The organism is Methylobacterium sp. TK26 (assembly GCF_055361565.1).
The window spans coordinates 3724658-3739514 of the sequence record NZ_CM143965.1; the positions used below are offsets into that span (position 1 = coordinate 3724658).

15 protein-coding genes are annotated in these 14857 nt (G+C 69.8%); 3 read left to right on the top strand and 12 right to left on the bottom strand.

Annotated features, from left to right (window positions below):
• Positions 1-86 precede the first annotated feature (86 nt).
• Complete coding sequence (locus tag ACXJ1Y_RS18100; protein WP_342162418.1) at positions 87-584, top strand: outer membrane protein assembly factor BamE; 498 nt, start codon at positions 87-89, stop codon at positions 582-584.
• On the opposite strand, the gene ACXJ1Y_RS18105 is transcribed toward ACXJ1Y_RS18100, so the two are convergent.
• The 3 genes from ACXJ1Y_RS18105 to ACXJ1Y_RS18115 form a co-directional block, all read right to left on the bottom strand.
• Positions 578-1228: an HAD hydrolase-like protein gene (locus tag ACXJ1Y_RS18105; protein WP_463847526.1), complete on the bottom strand. Its 651-nt coding sequence runs from the start codon at positions 1226-1228 to the stop codon at positions 578-580. The genes ACXJ1Y_RS18100 and ACXJ1Y_RS18105 overlap by 7 nt on opposite strands.
• A complete protein-coding gene (locus tag ACXJ1Y_RS18110) occupies positions 1225-3135 on the bottom strand; it encodes a PAS domain S-box protein (RefSeq protein ID WP_463847527.1) in 1911 nt (636 codons plus the stop codon). Before ACXJ1Y_RS18110 ends, ACXJ1Y_RS18105 begins: the two co-directional genes overlap by 4 nt.
• 143 nt (positions 3136-3278) lie before the next feature.
• Positions 3279-4370 (bottom strand): alkene reductase, encoded by a 1092-nt coding sequence (locus ACXJ1Y_RS18115; protein WP_463847528.1) that lies wholly within the window; start codon positions 4368-4370, stop codon positions 3279-3281.
• 240 nt (positions 4371-4610) lie between these two features.
• On the opposite strand from ACXJ1Y_RS18115, the gene ACXJ1Y_RS18120 reads away from it, so the two are divergent.
• Positions 4611-5258, top strand: coding sequence for a TetR/AcrR family transcriptional regulator (locus ACXJ1Y_RS18120; RefSeq protein WP_463847529.1), 648 nt, complete (start codon positions 4611-4613; stop codon positions 5256-5258).
• Here ACXJ1Y_RS18120 and ACXJ1Y_RS18125 read toward each other — a convergent pair.
• The 9 genes from ACXJ1Y_RS18125 to ACXJ1Y_RS18165 form a co-directional block, all read right to left on the bottom strand.
• Positions 5218-7362, bottom strand: a complete 2145-nt coding sequence (locus tag ACXJ1Y_RS18125; protein ID WP_463847530.1) for a sodium-translocating pyrophosphatase — start codon at positions 7360-7362, stop codon at positions 5218-5220. The two genes, ACXJ1Y_RS18120 and ACXJ1Y_RS18125, sit on opposite strands and share 41 nt — an antisense overlap.
• A gap of 246 nt (positions 7363-7608) precedes the next feature.
• Entirely contained in the window at positions 7609-8607 is a 999-nt protein-coding gene (thiL, locus tag ACXJ1Y_RS18130; protein WP_463850160.1) for a thiamine-phosphate kinase, read from the bottom strand.
• Complete coding sequence (nusB, locus tag ACXJ1Y_RS18135) at positions 8604-9128, bottom strand: transcription antitermination factor NusB (protein WP_463850161.1); 525 nt, start codon at positions 9126-9128, stop codon at positions 8604-8606. Before nusB ends, thiL begins: the two co-directional genes overlap by 4 nt.
• A gap of 11 nt (positions 9129-9139) precedes the next feature.
• Positions 9140-9622, bottom strand: a complete 483-nt coding sequence (gene ribH, locus ACXJ1Y_RS18140; RefSeq protein ID WP_243959354.1) for a 6,7-dimethyl-8-ribityllumazine synthase — start codon at positions 9620-9622, stop codon at positions 9140-9142.
• Positions 9623-9694: 72 nt separating this feature from the next.
• Positions 9695-10261: a carboxymuconolactone decarboxylase family protein gene (locus ACXJ1Y_RS18145; protein ID WP_463847531.1), complete on the bottom strand. Its 567-nt coding sequence runs from the start codon at positions 10259-10261 to the stop codon at positions 9695-9697.
• A gap of 16 nt (positions 10262-10277) precedes the next feature.
• Complete coding sequence (locus tag ACXJ1Y_RS18150; protein ID WP_463847532.1) at positions 10278-10574, bottom strand: helix-turn-helix domain-containing protein; 297 nt, start codon at positions 10572-10574, stop codon at positions 10278-10280.
• Positions 10571-10927 carry a type II toxin-antitoxin system RelE/ParE family toxin gene (locus ACXJ1Y_RS18155; RefSeq protein ID WP_463847533.1) on the bottom strand — a complete coding sequence of 119 codons (357 nt, stop codon included), beginning with the start codon at positions 10925-10927 and terminating at the stop codon, positions 10571-10573. Before ACXJ1Y_RS18155 ends, ACXJ1Y_RS18150 begins: the two co-directional genes overlap by 4 nt.
• Positions 10928-10975: 48 nt before the next feature.
• Positions 10976-12511: a histidine--tRNA ligase gene (gene hisS / locus ACXJ1Y_RS18160; RefSeq protein WP_463847534.1), complete on the bottom strand. Its 1536-nt coding sequence runs from the start codon at positions 12509-12511 to the stop codon at positions 10976-10978.
• A gap of 94 nt (positions 12512-12605) precedes the next feature.
• Positions 12606-13109, bottom strand: coding sequence for a DUF3429 domain-containing protein (locus ACXJ1Y_RS18165; protein ID WP_463847535.1), 504 nt, complete (start codon positions 13107-13109; stop codon positions 12606-12608).
• Between the two features lie 361 nt (positions 13110-13470).
• Between ACXJ1Y_RS18165 and rho the strand changes: the two genes are divergently transcribed.
• Entirely contained in the window at positions 13471-14814 is a 1344-nt protein-coding gene (gene rho / locus ACXJ1Y_RS18170) for a transcription termination factor Rho (protein WP_342162432.1), read from the top strand.
• Positions 14815-14857: the final 43 nt, after the last annotated feature.

The window sequence follows — 14857 nt, forward strand, 5'->3', positions numbered from 1 at the left end:
AACCGACGCCCGGGGCGCAAGCGCCGCCGCACATCGTGCGGCCGGTCCGCTGCGTCCTGGCGGTCAATGGAATGCTTGGGGGGCCGATGCGGCGCCGTCTCGTCTCGTCTTTCGCGCGCCTTGCCCTGCTCGGCCTCGTCGGCGCAGGTCTGTCCGGCTGTATCGGCGAGGAATTGCGCCACGGCTATCAAGTCGATCAGGCCGCCCTCGCCACGGTGAAGCCGGGCATGGGGCCGGAGCAGGTGCTCCAGATCCTAGGCACGCCCTCCACCGTGTCCACGGTCGGCAACAAGTCCTGGTACTACATCTCCCAGAACACCAGCCGCACGGTGATGTTCCTGGGCGAGCAGGTGCAGGACCAGAAGGTCATCGCCGTCTACTTCACGCCGGGCTTCAAGGTGGAGCGCGTGTCGCTCTACGGGCTGCAGGACGGGAAGGTGTTCGACTTCATCGACCGCACGACGCCGACCAGCGGCCAGGATAGGGCCTTCATCAGCCAGCTCTTCCGCGGCCTCACCCGCTACGAGCCCTTCGGCTCGGGCTCCGGCGCCAGCATCGTGCCGGGCGCCAACCGGGGTCAGTAGGCCCCGCGCAGGGCCGCGACCACCTCGCCCGGTTCCCGGAACAGGTGGTCCGGCGCGAGCGCCGCGAGCGCCTGCGGGTCGGTGTAGCCCCAGGCCACCGCCCCGAAGGCGCAGCCCATCGCCCGCGCGGCCTCCGCGTCGCGGACCTCGTCCCCGACGCAGAGCACCCGCCCCGGCGGCAGCCGCGCGGCCTTCACCAGACGGCGCAGGCGCCTTGCCTTGCCGAAGATCGAGGCGCCGCAGGACCACGCGCCGATCCGCGCCGCATCCTCCGGCCCCAGCACCCGCCGCACCACGTCCTCGCGATTCGAGGAGAGGATCGCGAGCCCCGCGCTTGTCTCGGAGAGCCCCGCCAGCATGGACGGGATGCCGGGGAACGGGCGCAGGTGCGCGGCGTCCCGGGCGGCGAGCCCGTGCATGTGCCGGGCGATGAGGGGCACCTTCCAGCGCGGGATGCCGAGATGGCGCAGGATCTCCCGCGCGCCGAGGCGGCGCAGGGCCTCGACCTCGTGCGCCTCCACCCGGCGGAAGCGGTAGCGGTCGGCGACGCCGTTCAAGACCCCGCAGAACCAGCCGAAACTGTCGATGAGCGTCCCATCGACGTCGAGCACCACGAGGCCGTAGGGGCCGGCCTGGGCCGTCAATGGCGCAGGTTCGCCACCGGCACGTCGAGGCGCATCACCAGCCCGCCCGGCGCCCAATCGTGTTCGAGCAACCCGTCGAGCTGCCCGGCGATGCTGCGCTCGGCCAGCACCGTGCCGAAGCCCTTTCGCGTGGGCGGCGCGGCGACCGTGGGGCCGCCGCTCTCGGCCCAGGTGAGGGTGTAGCGCCCGTCCGCGCTGCAGCCGGTGAGGGCGACCTGCCCCCCGGCCCGCGAGAGGCCGCCATACTTCACCGCGTTGGTGGCCTGCTCGTGCATGATGAGGGCGAGCGCCGTGGCGGTGCGCTCGCCGATCTCCACGTCGTCGCCGCCGATCGCCACCCGTTCGCGGCCCCCCTCGACATAGGCCGCCATCAGCAGCCGCATCAGGCCGAGCACCGTCTGGCCCGCCACGGCGGGGGCGCTGTCGGGGGAATGCGGGCGGACGTATTCGTGGGCGCGGGCCAGCGCCCCCAGCCGCTCGCGGAACGCCGCCGCGAAGGGCTTCGAGGCCGGATCGCTGCGCGCGGTGAGGGCGGCGAGGCCCCCGACCACGGCGAAGATGTTCTTGATCCGGTGGGACAATTCCCGGATCAGCAGGTCGCGCGCCTCCTCGGAGCGCTTCGCCTCGCGCAGGTCGCGGGTGACGGTGGCGAAGCCCGCCACCGCGCCCGAGGCGTCGCGCACGGTGAAGATCGTGGAGCGCACGGCGATGCTCTCGCCGGTCGTGAAATGCCGGAAGGCGAGCTCGCCCTCCCACCAGCCTTGGCGGTGCACCGCCGGCATCACCGTGTCGGCCAGCGCCAGCCGGCTCTCGGCGGTGAAGAAATCGGGGATCGTCAGGGTGCGGGCGGCGGCGAGGCCGGGCAGGCCCACCAGCGCCAGGGCCGCCTCGTTGAGGTGATCAACCCGGCCGTCCTCGCCCGCGAGGCCGATGAAGTCCTTCGAGGCCGCGACGATGGCCGCGAGCCGGCCCGCCTCGCCCTCGGCCCGCTTCAGGTCGTCGATGTCCGTGCAGGTGCCGAACCAGCGCTCGATCCGGCCCTCCGCGTCGCGGATCGGCATGGCGCGGCCGAGGGTCCAGCGATAGACGCCGCTGTGGTGGCGCAGGCGGTACTCGATCTCGTAGGGCTCGCCGGTCTCCAGGGAGTGGCGCCAGCGCGTCCAGGCCTTCTGCTGGTCGTCGGGGTGGAACATGTCGTTCCAGCCCTCGCCATCCGTCGAGCCGTAGGGCACGCCGGTGAACTCGTACCAGCGGTCGTTGTAATAATCGTGGAACCCGTCCGGCAGGGTGGTCCAGACCATCTGCGGCATGGACGCGGTCATCACCCGGAAGCGGCGCTCGGTGGCGGCCAGTTCCGCCTCGCGCTTGGCGACGAGGGCGAGGGCGCGGCGATGTTCGAACAGGGTCGAGACCTGCCGGGCCAGGGCGGCGAGCGTCGCGGTCTGGCCGGGGGTGAGGCCCTCGGGGCGCGTCTTGTAATCCAGCACGCAGAGGGCGCCGAGGAACACGCCGTTCCGGCCGGGGATGCCCGCGCCGGCATAGAAGCGGTACCCGTCCTCGGTGACGAGGGGGCTGGCGGCGGTCCTCGGGTCGGCGGTGAGGTCGGGAATCGTCAGTTCGCCGCCCGCCGCCAGGGTGTGGACGCAGATCGTCCGGTCGAGGCCGAGTTCGCGCAGGCCGAGGCCGATCTCGGCCTTGAACCATTGCCGGTCCGAATCGAGCAGGCTCACCAGCGCGACGGGCGCGCCGCAGACATGGGCCGCAACGGAGGCGAGGTCGTCGTAGGCGCGCTCGGAGGGGGTGTCGAGGATGCCGAGTTCGTCAAGCTCCGCCGCCCGGTCCGCGGCGTCCCGGCGGAATTCGGACATGTCGGGGAGGGCGCATGCGCCGGGCATCGGCTTGGTCATGGTGTGCCCGACACTTAGTCGCCCGTAACGGCCATGCCTAGGGCACGTCACGGAAAAGTGGAAATAGCCGGCTCCGAATCATCGTGCGGCTGCAAGGGCCTGGGCATGCCGGCCCGGTTCGGGGCCGGCATGCGGAAGAGTGCTCAGGCGGCCTTCTGCTCGGCCAACGTCGGGTAATCGGTGTAGCCCTCCGGCCCCTGCGAGTACCACGTCTGGGCGTCGTCCTTGGTGAGCGGGGCGCCCTTGGCGAATCGCTCCGGCAGGTCCGGGTTGGCGATGAAGGTGCGGCCGTAGGCGATGGCGTCGGCCTCGTTCCGGTCCAGGGTCTCCTGGCCGCTCTTGGCGTCGTAATCCGCGTTCAGGATCAGCGGCGCGCGGAACACCTTGCGCATCGCCGGGGCGATCGGCGGGTGGTCGGCCTTGCCGAAGGTGCCCTCGTAGCCGGGCTCGCGCATTTCGAGGAAGGCGATGCCGATCTCGTCCAGCGCCTTGGCGGCGGAGACGAAGAGCGGCTCGGGGTTCGAATCGTTCGTCCCCTGGATCGCGCCGTTCGGCGAGAGGCGCACGCCCGTGCGCTCGGCGCCCGCGACCTTCACCACGGCCTGCGTCACCTCGCGGAGCAGGCGGACGCGGTTCTCGATGGAGCCGCCGTATTCGTCGGTGCGCAGGTTGGTGCCGTCACGGAGGAATTCGTCGATCAGGTAGCCGTTGGCGGCGTGGATCTGCACGCCGTCGAACCCGGCGGCCAGGGCGTTGGCGGTGGCCTTCTCATAATCCGCGAGGAGACGCGGGATCTCGCCGACTTCCAGGGCACGGGCCTGGGAATAGGGCTTCTTGCCCTCGTAGGTGTGGGCCTGATCTGGCGCGGTGGTGGCTGAGGACGAGACCGGGGGCTTGCCGCCGAGGAAGTCCGAATGGACCATCCGGCCCATGTGCCAGATCTGGCAGACGATCTTGCCGCCGTGGTCGTGGACGGCCTTCACCACGGGACGCCACGCATCGACCTGCGCATCGGACCAGATGCCGGGCGCGAAGGGCCAGCCGAGACCTTCCTGCGAGATGCCGGTGGCCTCCGTGAGGATCAGGCCGGCGCCCGCGCGCTGCGTGTAGTACTGCGCCATGAGGGGCGTCGGCACGTGCTCGCGGGTGGAGCGGCCACGGGTGAGGGGGGCCATGAAGATCCGGTTCTTGGCCTCGATGGCGCCGATACGGATCGGATCGAACAAGGACGGCATGCTGACTCGTTTCTTCGGGTTGGACGGGGTTCGGAGGGCGAGATGGCGCGCCACCCCGGACGTGCCAGGGCAAAGGGCAATGAAACGCACCCCCCTCGCAGGGGATGGCTCGCCGTCCCACCGGGAAACGATTATTGTAGCGGCTGCTACGGATGCTATATCTGTAATGACCGCTACAGGCCGTCAAGGCGGTGGGGCGGTTCCGGCCGCAGGATGTGCGGCACGGCACCTGGTGAGGGGATGAACGCGATCACGTCGGCCCGGGGGAAGGGGCGTCCCCGCAGCTTCGACCGGGACAAGGCCCTGCAGAAGGCCCTGGAGGTCTTCTGGACCCGTGGCTACGGCCCGGCGACGGTGGCGGAACTGTGCGCGGCGATCGGGATCAACCCCCCGAGCCTCTACGCGGCGTTCGGCAACAAGGACGCGCTCTTCCTCGAAGCGCTCCAGCATTACGAGACGACGTACTGGGCCTCGCCCTGGAAGGCGCTTGCGGACGAGGCGGACCTGCGCCGGGGGATGGAGCGCTTCCTGTTCGCGGCGGCGGCGATCCTGTCCTCGCGCGACGTGCCGTGCGGCTGCCTCGTGGTGCAGACGTCCGGCAGCGTCTCGACGGATTCGGAAGAGGTGCGCGACGCCCTCCGGCTGCTTCGCGAAGCGAGCAAGGCGGGGTTCCACCGACGGCTCGACCGCGCCCGTGCCGAGGGCGACCTGCCGCCCGACGCGGATGTCGAGGCCCTGGCGGCGACCTTCGCCGCCGTGCTCCAGGGCATGTCGGCCCAGGCGCGGGACGGCGCCCCGCGCGAGGATTTGGAGCGCATCGCCAGGGCGTCCCTGGCGATGCTTCCGGTCACGCGTGCGCCAGCACCGCCAGCAGCAGCAGGGCGATGATGTTGGTGATCTTGATCGCCGGGTTCACGGCCGGGCCGGCGGTGTCCTTGTAGGGGTCGCCGACCGTGTCGCCGGTCACGGCGGCCTTGTGGGCCTCGGAGCCCTTGCCGCCGTGGTGGCCGTCCTCGATGTACTTCTTGGCGTTGTCCCAGGCGCCGCCGCCCGAGGTCATCGAGATTGCGACGTACAGCCCGGTGATGATCACGCCGAGCAGCATCGCGCCGACCGTGGCGAAGGCCTGGGACTTTCCGGCGATCGGCTGGATCACGAAGAACAGCACGATCGGCGACAGCACCGGCAGGAGCGAGGGGACGATCATCTCCTTGATCGCCGCCCGGGTCAGCATGTCGACCGCCCGGCCGTAATCCGGCCGGTCGATGCCCTGCATGATGCCGGGCTTCTCCCGGAACTGGCGGCGGACCTCCTCCACCACCGCCGAGGCGGCGCGGCCGACCGCGGTCATGGCGATGCCCGCGAACAGGAACGGGATCAGCCCGCCGAGCAGCAGTCCGACCACGACGTAGGGGTTCGAGAGGGAGAAATCGACGCTCACCCCCTGGAAGAAGCGGTACTGCGTCGGGCTCGCGTTGGCGATGAAGTAGTTCAGGTCCGAGGTGTAGGCCGCGAACAGCACCAGGGCGCCGAGGCCCGCCGAGCCGATGGCGTAGCCCTTCGTCACCGCCTTCGTGGTGTTACCGACCGCGTCGAGGGCATCGGTGGACTTGCGCACGTCCGAGGGCAGGCCCGCCATCTCGGCGATACCGCCCGCGTTGTCCGTCACCGGCCCGAAGGCGTCGAGGGCCACGATGAACCCGGCGAGCGCCAGCATGGCCGTGACCGCGATGGCGATGCCGAACAGGCCGGCCAGCGAATAGGTGCCGATGATGCCGGCCACGATCACGATGGCCGGGAGCGCCGTCGATTCCAGCGAGATCGCCAGACCCTGGATCACGTTGGTGCCGTGGCCGGTGACGGACGCGTCGGCGATGGACTTCACCGGCCGGAAGTTCGTGCCGGTGTAGTATTCGGTGATCACCACGATCAGCGCCGTGATGGCGAGCCCGATCACCGCGCAGCCGAGCAGGCCGCCCGCCGTGAAGGTCACGCCGGTCGAGGTGGTGAACGCGGTCGAGAAGCCGCCGAACATGGCATAGGTCACGGCGGCGATGGCGACGATGGAGAGCGCGCCGGCCGTGATGAGGCCCTTGTACAGGGCGCCCATGATCGACTGGTTGGCACCGAGCCGCACCGCATAGGTGCCGGCGATGGAGGTGACGATGCAGGCCGCGCCGATGGCGAGGGGATAGAGCATCATCGGCTCCAGTACCGCCCGGCCGCTGCCGGTGGGGCCGGAGAAGAAGATCGCCGCCAGCACCATCGTGGCGACCACCGTCACCGCGTAGGTCTCGAACAGGTCGGCGGCCATGCCGGCGCAGTCACCCACGTTGTCGCCGACGTTGTCGGCGATGGTGGCGGGGTTGCGCGGATCGTCCTCCGGGATACCCGCCTCGACCTTGCCGACGAGATCGCCGCCGACATCGGCGCCCTTGGTGAAGATGCCGCCGCCGAGGCGGGCGAAGATCGAGATCAGCGAGGCGCCGAAGCCCAGCGCCACCAACGCGTCGATCACCTCTCGGCTCGACGGATCGAGCCCGGCGCCGCGGGTCAGCACGAGGTAGTAGAGGGCGACGCCCAGCAGCGCGAGGCCCGCCACCAGCATCCCCGTCACCGCGCCCGACTTGAACGCCACATCGAGGCCGGCGCCCAGCGAGAAGGACGAGGCCTGCGCCGTGCGCACGTTCGCCCGCACCGAGACGTTCATGCCGATGAAGCCCGCCGCGCCCGAGAGGACGGCGCCGATCAGGAAGCCGATGGCGACCTTGAGCCCGAGGAACGCGGCGAGCGCCACGAACAGCACGATCCCGACGACGCCGATGGTGAGGTATTGCCGCTTGAGATAGGCCTGCGCGCCCTCGGCGATCGCCCCCGCGATCTCCTGCATGCGCTGCGTGCCCGCGTCGCGTTTCATCACGTCGGTGATCGTGACGATGCCGTAGGCGATGGCACAGAGCCCGCCTACGATGATCAGAATCAGGGGAAGCATTCGACCGTCCTTGGGTTTCTGGTGCCTGGCTGGGGCTTGTCGTTGACGAGCTCGGCCGTTGAGGCCGCGGGACGAGACGCTCGGATTCGGGGCTTTCCTTCCCAGATCCATGCATTGATTGCCAAACTTCGCCGCAGAGCGCAAACGAGACCCGTGTCTCGTCGCAGCTTTTGGTGCATTGCGAAATAAAACGCGCGTTGCCGGCACCTGATTCTCGCAGGTGCGTCGCCGTTCGACTTGGCGGCGTCAGAAGTGGCTGAAGGATCCGGCCGCGAAGACGTGCCGCGTGCCATCGGGCATGGCGAAGGCGGGCGGTCCCTCTCCCGCGATCACGCTCCCCATGGCCCGCATCGGGATGCCGGTGGCGGCGGCCTCGGCCAGGAAGGCGTCGAGGCCTTCGGGCGGGACGGCGCAGAGGATCTCGTAATCGTCGCCGCCGGTCAGGATCGGCGCGATCAGGTCGGGTTCGGCCGCCAGCGCCGCCCGCGCGGCGGGCGAGAGGGGCAGGGCCTGCGCCTCGATGAGGGCCCCGCGCCCGTCCCCCAGCATCTTGGCCAGGTCGCCAGCGAACCCGTCCGAGACATCCATCGACGCGCTGGCGTGGCGGCGCAGGACCGGTGCCAGGGCGAGGCGGGCGCGCGGATGCCAGTACCGGTCGGCGAGGTGGTCGCGCATCGCGCCGTCGAGGGCGGAGGCCCAGGCGGGTTGGCGCCGGAGGAGGAGGCCGAGGGCGCCGTCGCCCAGGGTGCCGCTGACGCAGAGCCGGTCGCCGATCCGCGCGGTCGTGCGCCGCACGATCCCGCCATGGGGCACCTCGCCGAAGACGGTCACGCCGATCAGCGCCGGGCCGCCGGAGCGCACCGTGTCGCCGCCCAGCAGGAGGCAGCCGGCTTCACGCGCCGCCTCGCCGAGCCCCGCCGTGAAGGCCGCGAGCCACGCCTCCGTCCAGTCGTCGGGCAGGGCCAGCGTCAGGAGGAAGCCGCGCGGCACGGCGCCCTTGGCGGCGATGTCGGACAGGTTCACCCCGAGCGCCTTGCGGGCGATGGAGGCGGGGGGATCGTCGGGGAAGTAGTGGACGCCCGCGACGATGGCATCGGTGGTGAGGACGAGGTCGCAGCCGGGGGAGGGCGTGAGGGTGGCGGCGTCGTCGCGCATCCCGTCGGCGCCGGGGCCGGCGAGGGGGGCGAAGTAGCGGGCGATCAGCCCGTCCTCGCTCGGGCGCGGCGCCCCCCCGGACACACTCAGCCCCGCTTCGCGCCGGGCCTGTCGGCAACCTCGTCGGGGCGCACCTGCCGGGCGAGGCGGTCGAGGACGGCGTTCACGAGGCCGGGCTCGTCGGCGTTGTAGAAGCTGTGCGTGACGTCGACGTATTGCGAGATCGCCGCGCGGGCCGGCACGTCGGGGCGGAACATCAGCTCGTAGGCGCCTGCGCGCAGGATGGCCCGCAGCACGGTCTCGATCCGGCGAAGCGGCCAGCCCTGGCTCAGGGCGGCGTCGAGCTGCGGGTCGATGGCGCGCTGCTCGTCCACCACGCCGCGCAGGAGGTCGCGGAAGAAGGCGGGCTCGGCGGGGGGATGGACGATGCCGTCGATCTCCCGGCCGATCCAATGGGCCTCGAACTCGGCCAGCGCGTCGAGGACGCCCTTGCCGGAGATGTCCATGTCGTAGAGCGCCTGCACCACGGCGAGGCGGGCGCCGCTGCGCGGGTTGATCGGGGGGGACTTGCCCTCCTGGGCGCCCGCCTGGGCGGGCTGGCCGTCGGCCATGCGGTCCTCCGTCATCGCGCCGCCGCCCGCTTGATCGCCAGCACCGCCAGCGCCGCCTCGGCCGCGCCGCCGCCCTTGTCCTGCTCGGAGACGCGGGCGCGGGCCCAGGCCTGTTCCTCGTTCTCGACGGTGAGGATGCCGTTGCCCAGCGGAATGTGCCGCTCGACCGACAGGTCCATGAGGGCGCGGGCGCTCTCCCCGGCGACGATGTCGTAATGGCCGGTCTCGCCGCGGATCACGCAGCCCAGCGTCACCACGGCGTCGTAGGCGCCGGTCTCGTGGAGGATGGCGACGGCGGCGGGGATCTCCAGGGCACCGGGCACGGTGACGACATGGGCTTGCGCGCCGGCGGCCTCGATGGCGGCGCGGGCGCCGGCCAGGAGTTCGTCGGCGAGGCCGTCGTAATAACGGGCTTCGACGACGAGGATGCGGGCTCCGGCGACGCTGGGGTCGGCGGGGCGGCGCGCCGCGTCGGCGCGGGTATGGGCGACCATGGCTCTCGTCCGGCCGGAGGAAGAAGGATGGCGGGGGTTAGACCGAAGCGGCCGCCGCTACAAGCGGGGGCGTCACGGCACCAGCGGCGGCAGCGGGCGCGGGGCGCCCTCCGGCAGGGCCGTGCGGGCGACGTTCATCGTCATGGCGAGGAGCGCGTAATAGCCGTTGATGCCCGTCAGATCGATCGCGCCCTGCTCGCCGAACCGGGCGACGAGGGCCGCGTAGGTCGGGTCGCTCACCGCCCGGTTGCGCTGCAGTTCAAGGGAGAAGTCGTAGGCCAGGGCCTCGTCCTCGCTCATCGTGGTCGGGCGGCGCCCCTCCGCGATGGCTGCCGCCGTCTCAGGGGCGACGCCGGCCTTGAGGGCGATGGGGTGGTGGATGTGCCACTCCACCTGCTGGCTCCATTCCCGCGCGACGATCAGGATCGCGAACTCGCTGATCCGCAGGGGCAGGATGCTGTTGTAGCGCAGGTAGAGCCCCATCCGGCTCGCGCATTGCATCATCTCGGGGCTGCGCAGCAGCGGCTTGAACGGCCCGAAGACCGGCACCCCGCGCTCGGCCTGGAAGGTCGCGGCGGCCTCCCGCTGGGCGTCGGTGAGGGCCTCGGCCGGGAGGTCCGGCATGCGGTCGGTGAACATCGATTCGCTGCTCCGTTCAGACCGCCCGCAGGGCCTGCTGGACCGCCTGCGAGTCGCGATCGATAACGATCAGATAGGCGCGCGTCGGTCCTTCCGGCTGACGCGAGCCCTGCTCCCAGTGGCGCAATGTGTTCACCGAGAAGCCGAAGCGACCCGCGAACTCCTCCTGCGTCATGGACAGCTTGGCGCGAATCGCCTTGACGTCCACTCGCTCGGGAATGTGCACCCTGTAGTCGCGTGTATCCGCCTGCCCATCCGCATAGGCTAGGGCCTGTTCGAGGCCACGGCGGATGCTCTCGGCAACCGTGCTCATGGGTTTGTCCTCTTGAAGCTTTGCACCAGCCACGCCGTCAACTGTCTGAAATCGTTGCGATCCTGCTGGCTGAGATCGGCTTTTTCATTCTTTGCATAGGCCGTCAGCGCAAAGAGTGGCATCCCAGGTCCGTGATAGAAGTGGATCACCCGGGCTCCGCCGCTCTTCCCTCGTACGTCGAGGCCCCACCGGACCTTCCGCAGACCGCCGGTTCCCTGGATCAGGTCTCCAGCGGTGGGATTGTAGGCGAGGTAATCCACCAGCAACTCACGTTCCTCATCGCTCATGAGTTTGCGCGTCGCGGACAGAAATTCCGGCGTCTCCACCACGCAGACGGGGACGGCCTTCGGCATCAATAGCTAGTCCAATGGGTCAGTCACTGCAAGGCTGGAAGAAGCGCCTCACCCCTGCACAGCCGAAAAATGCCGCGCCAGCACGGCGCGGACCTCGGCCACCATGTCCATCTCCGGGCAGGAGAACTGGGCTGGGCGGGCGGCCTTCCATTCGGCGTTGCTGGCGATGTTCTCGGCGGCGCGGGCGCCCTCGATCAGGTCCTTGATCTGGACCTCGCCGGCCAGGCGCTCGTTGGAGCCCTGGATGATCGCCACCGGCGCCTTGCGGCGGTCGGCGTATTTCATCTGCGCCTTCATGCCGGCGGTGCCGAGGTAGAGCTCGGCCTTGATGCCGTCCGCCCGCAGGGCCGCCACGAGGCGCTGGTAGTCGGCCATGTTCTCGCGGTCGAGGACGAGCACCACCACCGGGCCGGGGGCCTCGGTGCCGGCCAGCAGCGGGCTCTTCACCAGTTGCAGGGCCGAGAACAGGCGCGAGACGCCGATGGAGAAGCCCGTCGCCGGCACGGGCTCGGCCCGGAAGCGGCCGACGAGCCCGTCGTAGCGCCCGCCGCCGGCCACCGAGCCGAAGCGCACCACCTGCCCGTCCTCGTTGGTGACGGGGAAGGTCAGCTCGGCCTCGTAGACCGGGCCGGTGTAATATTCGAGGCCGCGCACCACGCTCGGGTCGGCGCGGATCACGTCGTGGCCGTAGCCCGCCGCGCCGCAGAGGCGCATCATCGCGTGCAGCTCGGCGATGCCCTCGCGGCCGGTCTCGGACTCGCCCACCGCCTCGTGCCAGCCCTCGAAGAACTTTTCCCAGAAGGCGACCCGGTCCGCGCCCTCGCCGGGATCCGCCTGCAGGGCGACGTAGGCGAGGATGCGCTCGGCCGCCGCCTCGTCGAGGCCGGCGCCCTTGGTGAAGTCGCCGCTCTCGTCCTTGCGGCCGCGCCCGAGGAGGTCGCGCACGCCGTCGACGCCGAGGCGGTCGAGCTTGTCGATGGCCCGCAGGACGGTGAGGCGCTGTCCGGCCTTGTCGGCGCCCGCGAGGCCGGCCGCCTCCATCACCCCGTCGAGGACCTTTCGGTTGTTGACCTTCACCACGAACTGCCCGGCGAGGCCGAGGCGGTTCAGGGTGTCGGCCATCAGCATGCAGATCTCGGCATCGCCCGCCACGGTCGGCGCGCCGACGATGTCCGCATCGAACTGCATGAACTGGCGGAAGCGGCCCGGCCCCGGCTTCTCGTTGCGGAAGACGTAGCCGTTGCGGAAGCTGCGATAGGGCTTGGGCAGGGAATCGAAGTTCTCGGCCACGAACCGGGCGAGCGGCGCGGTGAGATCGTAGCGCAGCGACAGCCACGCCTCGTCGTCGTCCTGGAAGGAGAACACGCCGGCATTCGGCCGATCGAGGTCGGGCAGGAACTTGCCCAGCGCCTCGGTGTATTCGACGAAGGGCGTCTCCAGCGCCTCGAACCCGTAGAGTTCGAAGCTTGCCCGGATCGTCTCCAGCATCCGCGCCTGTGCGGCGATCTCGCCCGCGCGGCGGTCCACGAAGCCGCGGGGCAGGCGGGGCTTCAGGGTATCGGCCCGGTTTTCGCCCTTCGACATGGCTGTGTTTCGTTTCGCTTTTCGCCGCGCCCCGAGGGGGGCTTCTCCCGGCCGGCTCTAGCGCAGGCGGTCGGGAAGCGGCAAGCGCGGCCCGTCAGTAGGGGGCGTTGAGCTTGATCCAGAGCAGCACCGCGAGGCTCACCACGGCGATCGGCATCTGGATGGGGCGCAGGCGGGCATGGGCCAGGGGCACACTGCCGCTGCGGGCCTCCAGCGGGTCGAGGATGGCCACCAGCGCATAGCCGAGGATCAGCATGGACAGGCCGAGGACGACCTTGCCCGTCACCACGGTGATGAGGCTCCCGAGGCCGAGCCCGTAGAGGACGAGCATCGTCACCATCTGCGATAGGCGCGGGCCGCCCTCGGTGCGGAAGCTGACGCCCCGGTGCACGCCGGCCAGGAAGCACAGGATCGAGGCCGCGTAGAGCAGGGTCACGAGGATCGCGAGGTAGTCGAGCGGCTCGCCCTGCAGCCACCACGCGGCGGCGGCGCCCGCCGCGATCGGCACCATCGGCCCGAAGCCGAACACGATGTCGAGCCACGGGATCCGGCGCGATTCATGGGTGACGATGGTGCGGCCGGTGGCGTCATCGAGCATGGAAAAGGTCTTTCGCAATCCTGTCGCGGGTCGGGGCGAAGGCCGCCGCACGGCCTTCGCTGCGGCGCGGTGAACGGCAGGGGGAACGGGCGCGCGGGGGAGGGGTTCCCGGCGCCGCGGAGGCCGACGGGTGGGAGGCCCTTGAGCCCGCGGCGAAAACACGGTAAGGAAGCCTTGCCCTCCTCACAAGGTCAGCGCCGTAGCGCGCCGGTAAGCCTTCAGGGTCCTGCCAAGACGGTTCGCCATAGTCGATGTACGGGCTTCACGCCGCGGTGCGGCCCGCCCTCCGGCGCCTCTCCCCGGGGCGTTTGGCGCGAAACCGACCTCCCTGTCCCGTCCCTTCGTCGGTCTTATACACTCCATGACGCCAGACTCCGACGCCCTCGCCGATCTTGAGACCGTTGAGCCGGCCGAGACTCCCATCGCCGCCCTCGAGGGCATGCGCGAGGTGAAGCTCTCCGAACTCAAGGCCAAGACGCCGACCGAGCTCACCGCCTTCGCCGAGGAGGTCGAGGTCGAGAACGCCTCGACCATGCGCAAGCAGGAGCTGATGTTCGCCATCCTGAAGCAGCTCGCTTCCAAGGATGTCGAGATCATCGGCGCCGGCACCGTCGAGGTGCTGCAGGATGGCTTCGGCTTCCTGCGCTCCAGCGATTCGAACTACCTGCCGGGGCCGGACGACATCTACATCTCGCCGACCCAGATCCGCCGCTTCGGCCTGCGGACCGGCGATACCGTCGAGGGGCCGATTCGCGGACCCAAGGACGGCGAGCGCTATTTCGCGCTCCTCAAGGTCAACACGATCAATTTCGAGAACCCCGAGAAGATCAAGCACAAGGTCCATTTCGACAACCTGACCCCGCTCTTCCCCACGAAGCGGTTCAAGCTCGAACTGGACAACCCGACCAAGAAGGACTTCTCGCCCCGCATCATCGACATCGTGGCCCCGATCGGGAAGGGCCAGCGCGCCCTGATCGTGGCACCGCCGCGCACGGGTAAGACCGTGCTGATGCAGAACATCGCGCAGTCGATCACCCTCAACCACCCCGAGTGCTACCTCATCGTGCTGCTCATCGACGAGCGCCCGGAGGAAGTCACCGACATGCAGCGCTCGGTGAAGGGCGAGGTCATCGCCTCCACCTTCGACGAGCCGGCCACCCGCCACGTGCAGGTCGCCGAGATGGTGATCGAGAAGGCCAAGCGCCTCGTGGAGCATGGCCGCGACGTGGTCATCCTGCTCGATTCGATCACCCGCCTCGGCCGCGCCTACAACACGGTGGTGCCGTCCTCCGGCAAGGTGCTGACCGGCGGTGTCGATGCCAACGCCCTGCAGCGGCCGAAGCGCTTCTTCGGCGCCGCCCGCAACATCGAGGAGGGCGGCTCGCTCTCCATCATCGCCACGGCGCTGATCGACACCGGCTCGCGCATGGACGAGGTGATCTTCGAAGAGTTCAAGGGCACTGGTAACTCTGAAATCATTCTCGACCGGAAGGTTTCCGACAAAAGAATCTTCCCCGCTATCGACATCACCCGGTCGGGCACCCGCAAGGAAGAGCTCCTCGTTCCGCCGGATTCTCTCAAGAAAACCTACGTGCTGCGCCGCATCCTCAATCCGATGGGCGTCACCGATGCGATCGAATTCTTGCTCGACAAGCTCCGTCAGACGAAAACGAACACTGACTTCTTCGATTCGATGAACACCTGAGTTTGATGTGAACTTTGGTGCGGATGGCTTGTCTAACAGTGAA

Coding starts and splice junctions, on each gene's coding strand:
- ACXJ1Y_RS18100 (WP_342162418.1), top strand. CDS start 87: ATGCGGCGCCGTCTCGTCTCGTCTTTCGCGCGCCTTGCCCTGCTCGGC.
- ACXJ1Y_RS18110 (WP_463847527.1), bottom strand. CDS start 3,135: ATGACCAAGCCGATGCCCGGCGCATGCGCCCTCCCCGACATGTCCGAA.
- ACXJ1Y_RS18115 (WP_463847528.1), bottom strand. CDS start 4,370: ATGCCGTCCTTGTTCGATCCGATCCGTATCGGCGCCATCGAGGCCAAG.
- ACXJ1Y_RS18120 (WP_463847529.1), top strand. CDS start 4,611: ATGAACGCGATCACGTCGGCCCGGGGGAAGGGGCGTCCCCGCAGCTTC.
- ACXJ1Y_RS18125 (WP_463847530.1), bottom strand. CDS start 7,362: ATGCTTCCCCTGATTCTGATCATCGTAGGCGGGCTCTGTGCCATCGCC.
- nusB (WP_463850161.1), bottom strand. CDS start 9,128: ATGGCCGACGGCCAGCCCGCCCAGGCGGGCGCCCAGGAGGGCAAGTCC.
- ribH (WP_243959354.1), bottom strand. CDS start 9,622: ATGGTCGCCCATACCCGCGCCGACGCGGCGCGCCGCCCCGCCGACCCC.
- ACXJ1Y_RS18145 (WP_463847531.1), bottom strand. CDS start 10,261: ATGTTCACCGACCGCATGCCGGACCTCCCGGCCGAGGCCCTCACCGAC.
- ACXJ1Y_RS18150 (WP_463847532.1), bottom strand. CDS start 10,574: ATGAGCACGGTTGCCGAGAGCATCCGCCGTGGCCTCGAACAGGCCCTA.
- ACXJ1Y_RS18155 (WP_463847533.1), bottom strand. CDS start 10,927: ATGCCGAAGGCCGTCCCCGTCTGCGTGGTGGAGACGCCGGAATTTCTG.
- hisS (WP_463847534.1), bottom strand. CDS start 12,511: ATGTCGAAGGGCGAAAACCGGGCCGATACCCTGAAGCCCCGCCTGCCC.
- ACXJ1Y_RS18165 (WP_463847535.1), bottom strand. CDS start 13,109: ATGCTCGATGACGCCACCGGCCGCACCATCGTCACCCATGAATCGCGC.
- rho (WP_342162432.1), top strand. CDS start 13,471: ATGACGCCAGACTCCGACGCCCTCGCCGATCTTGAGACCGTTGAGCCG.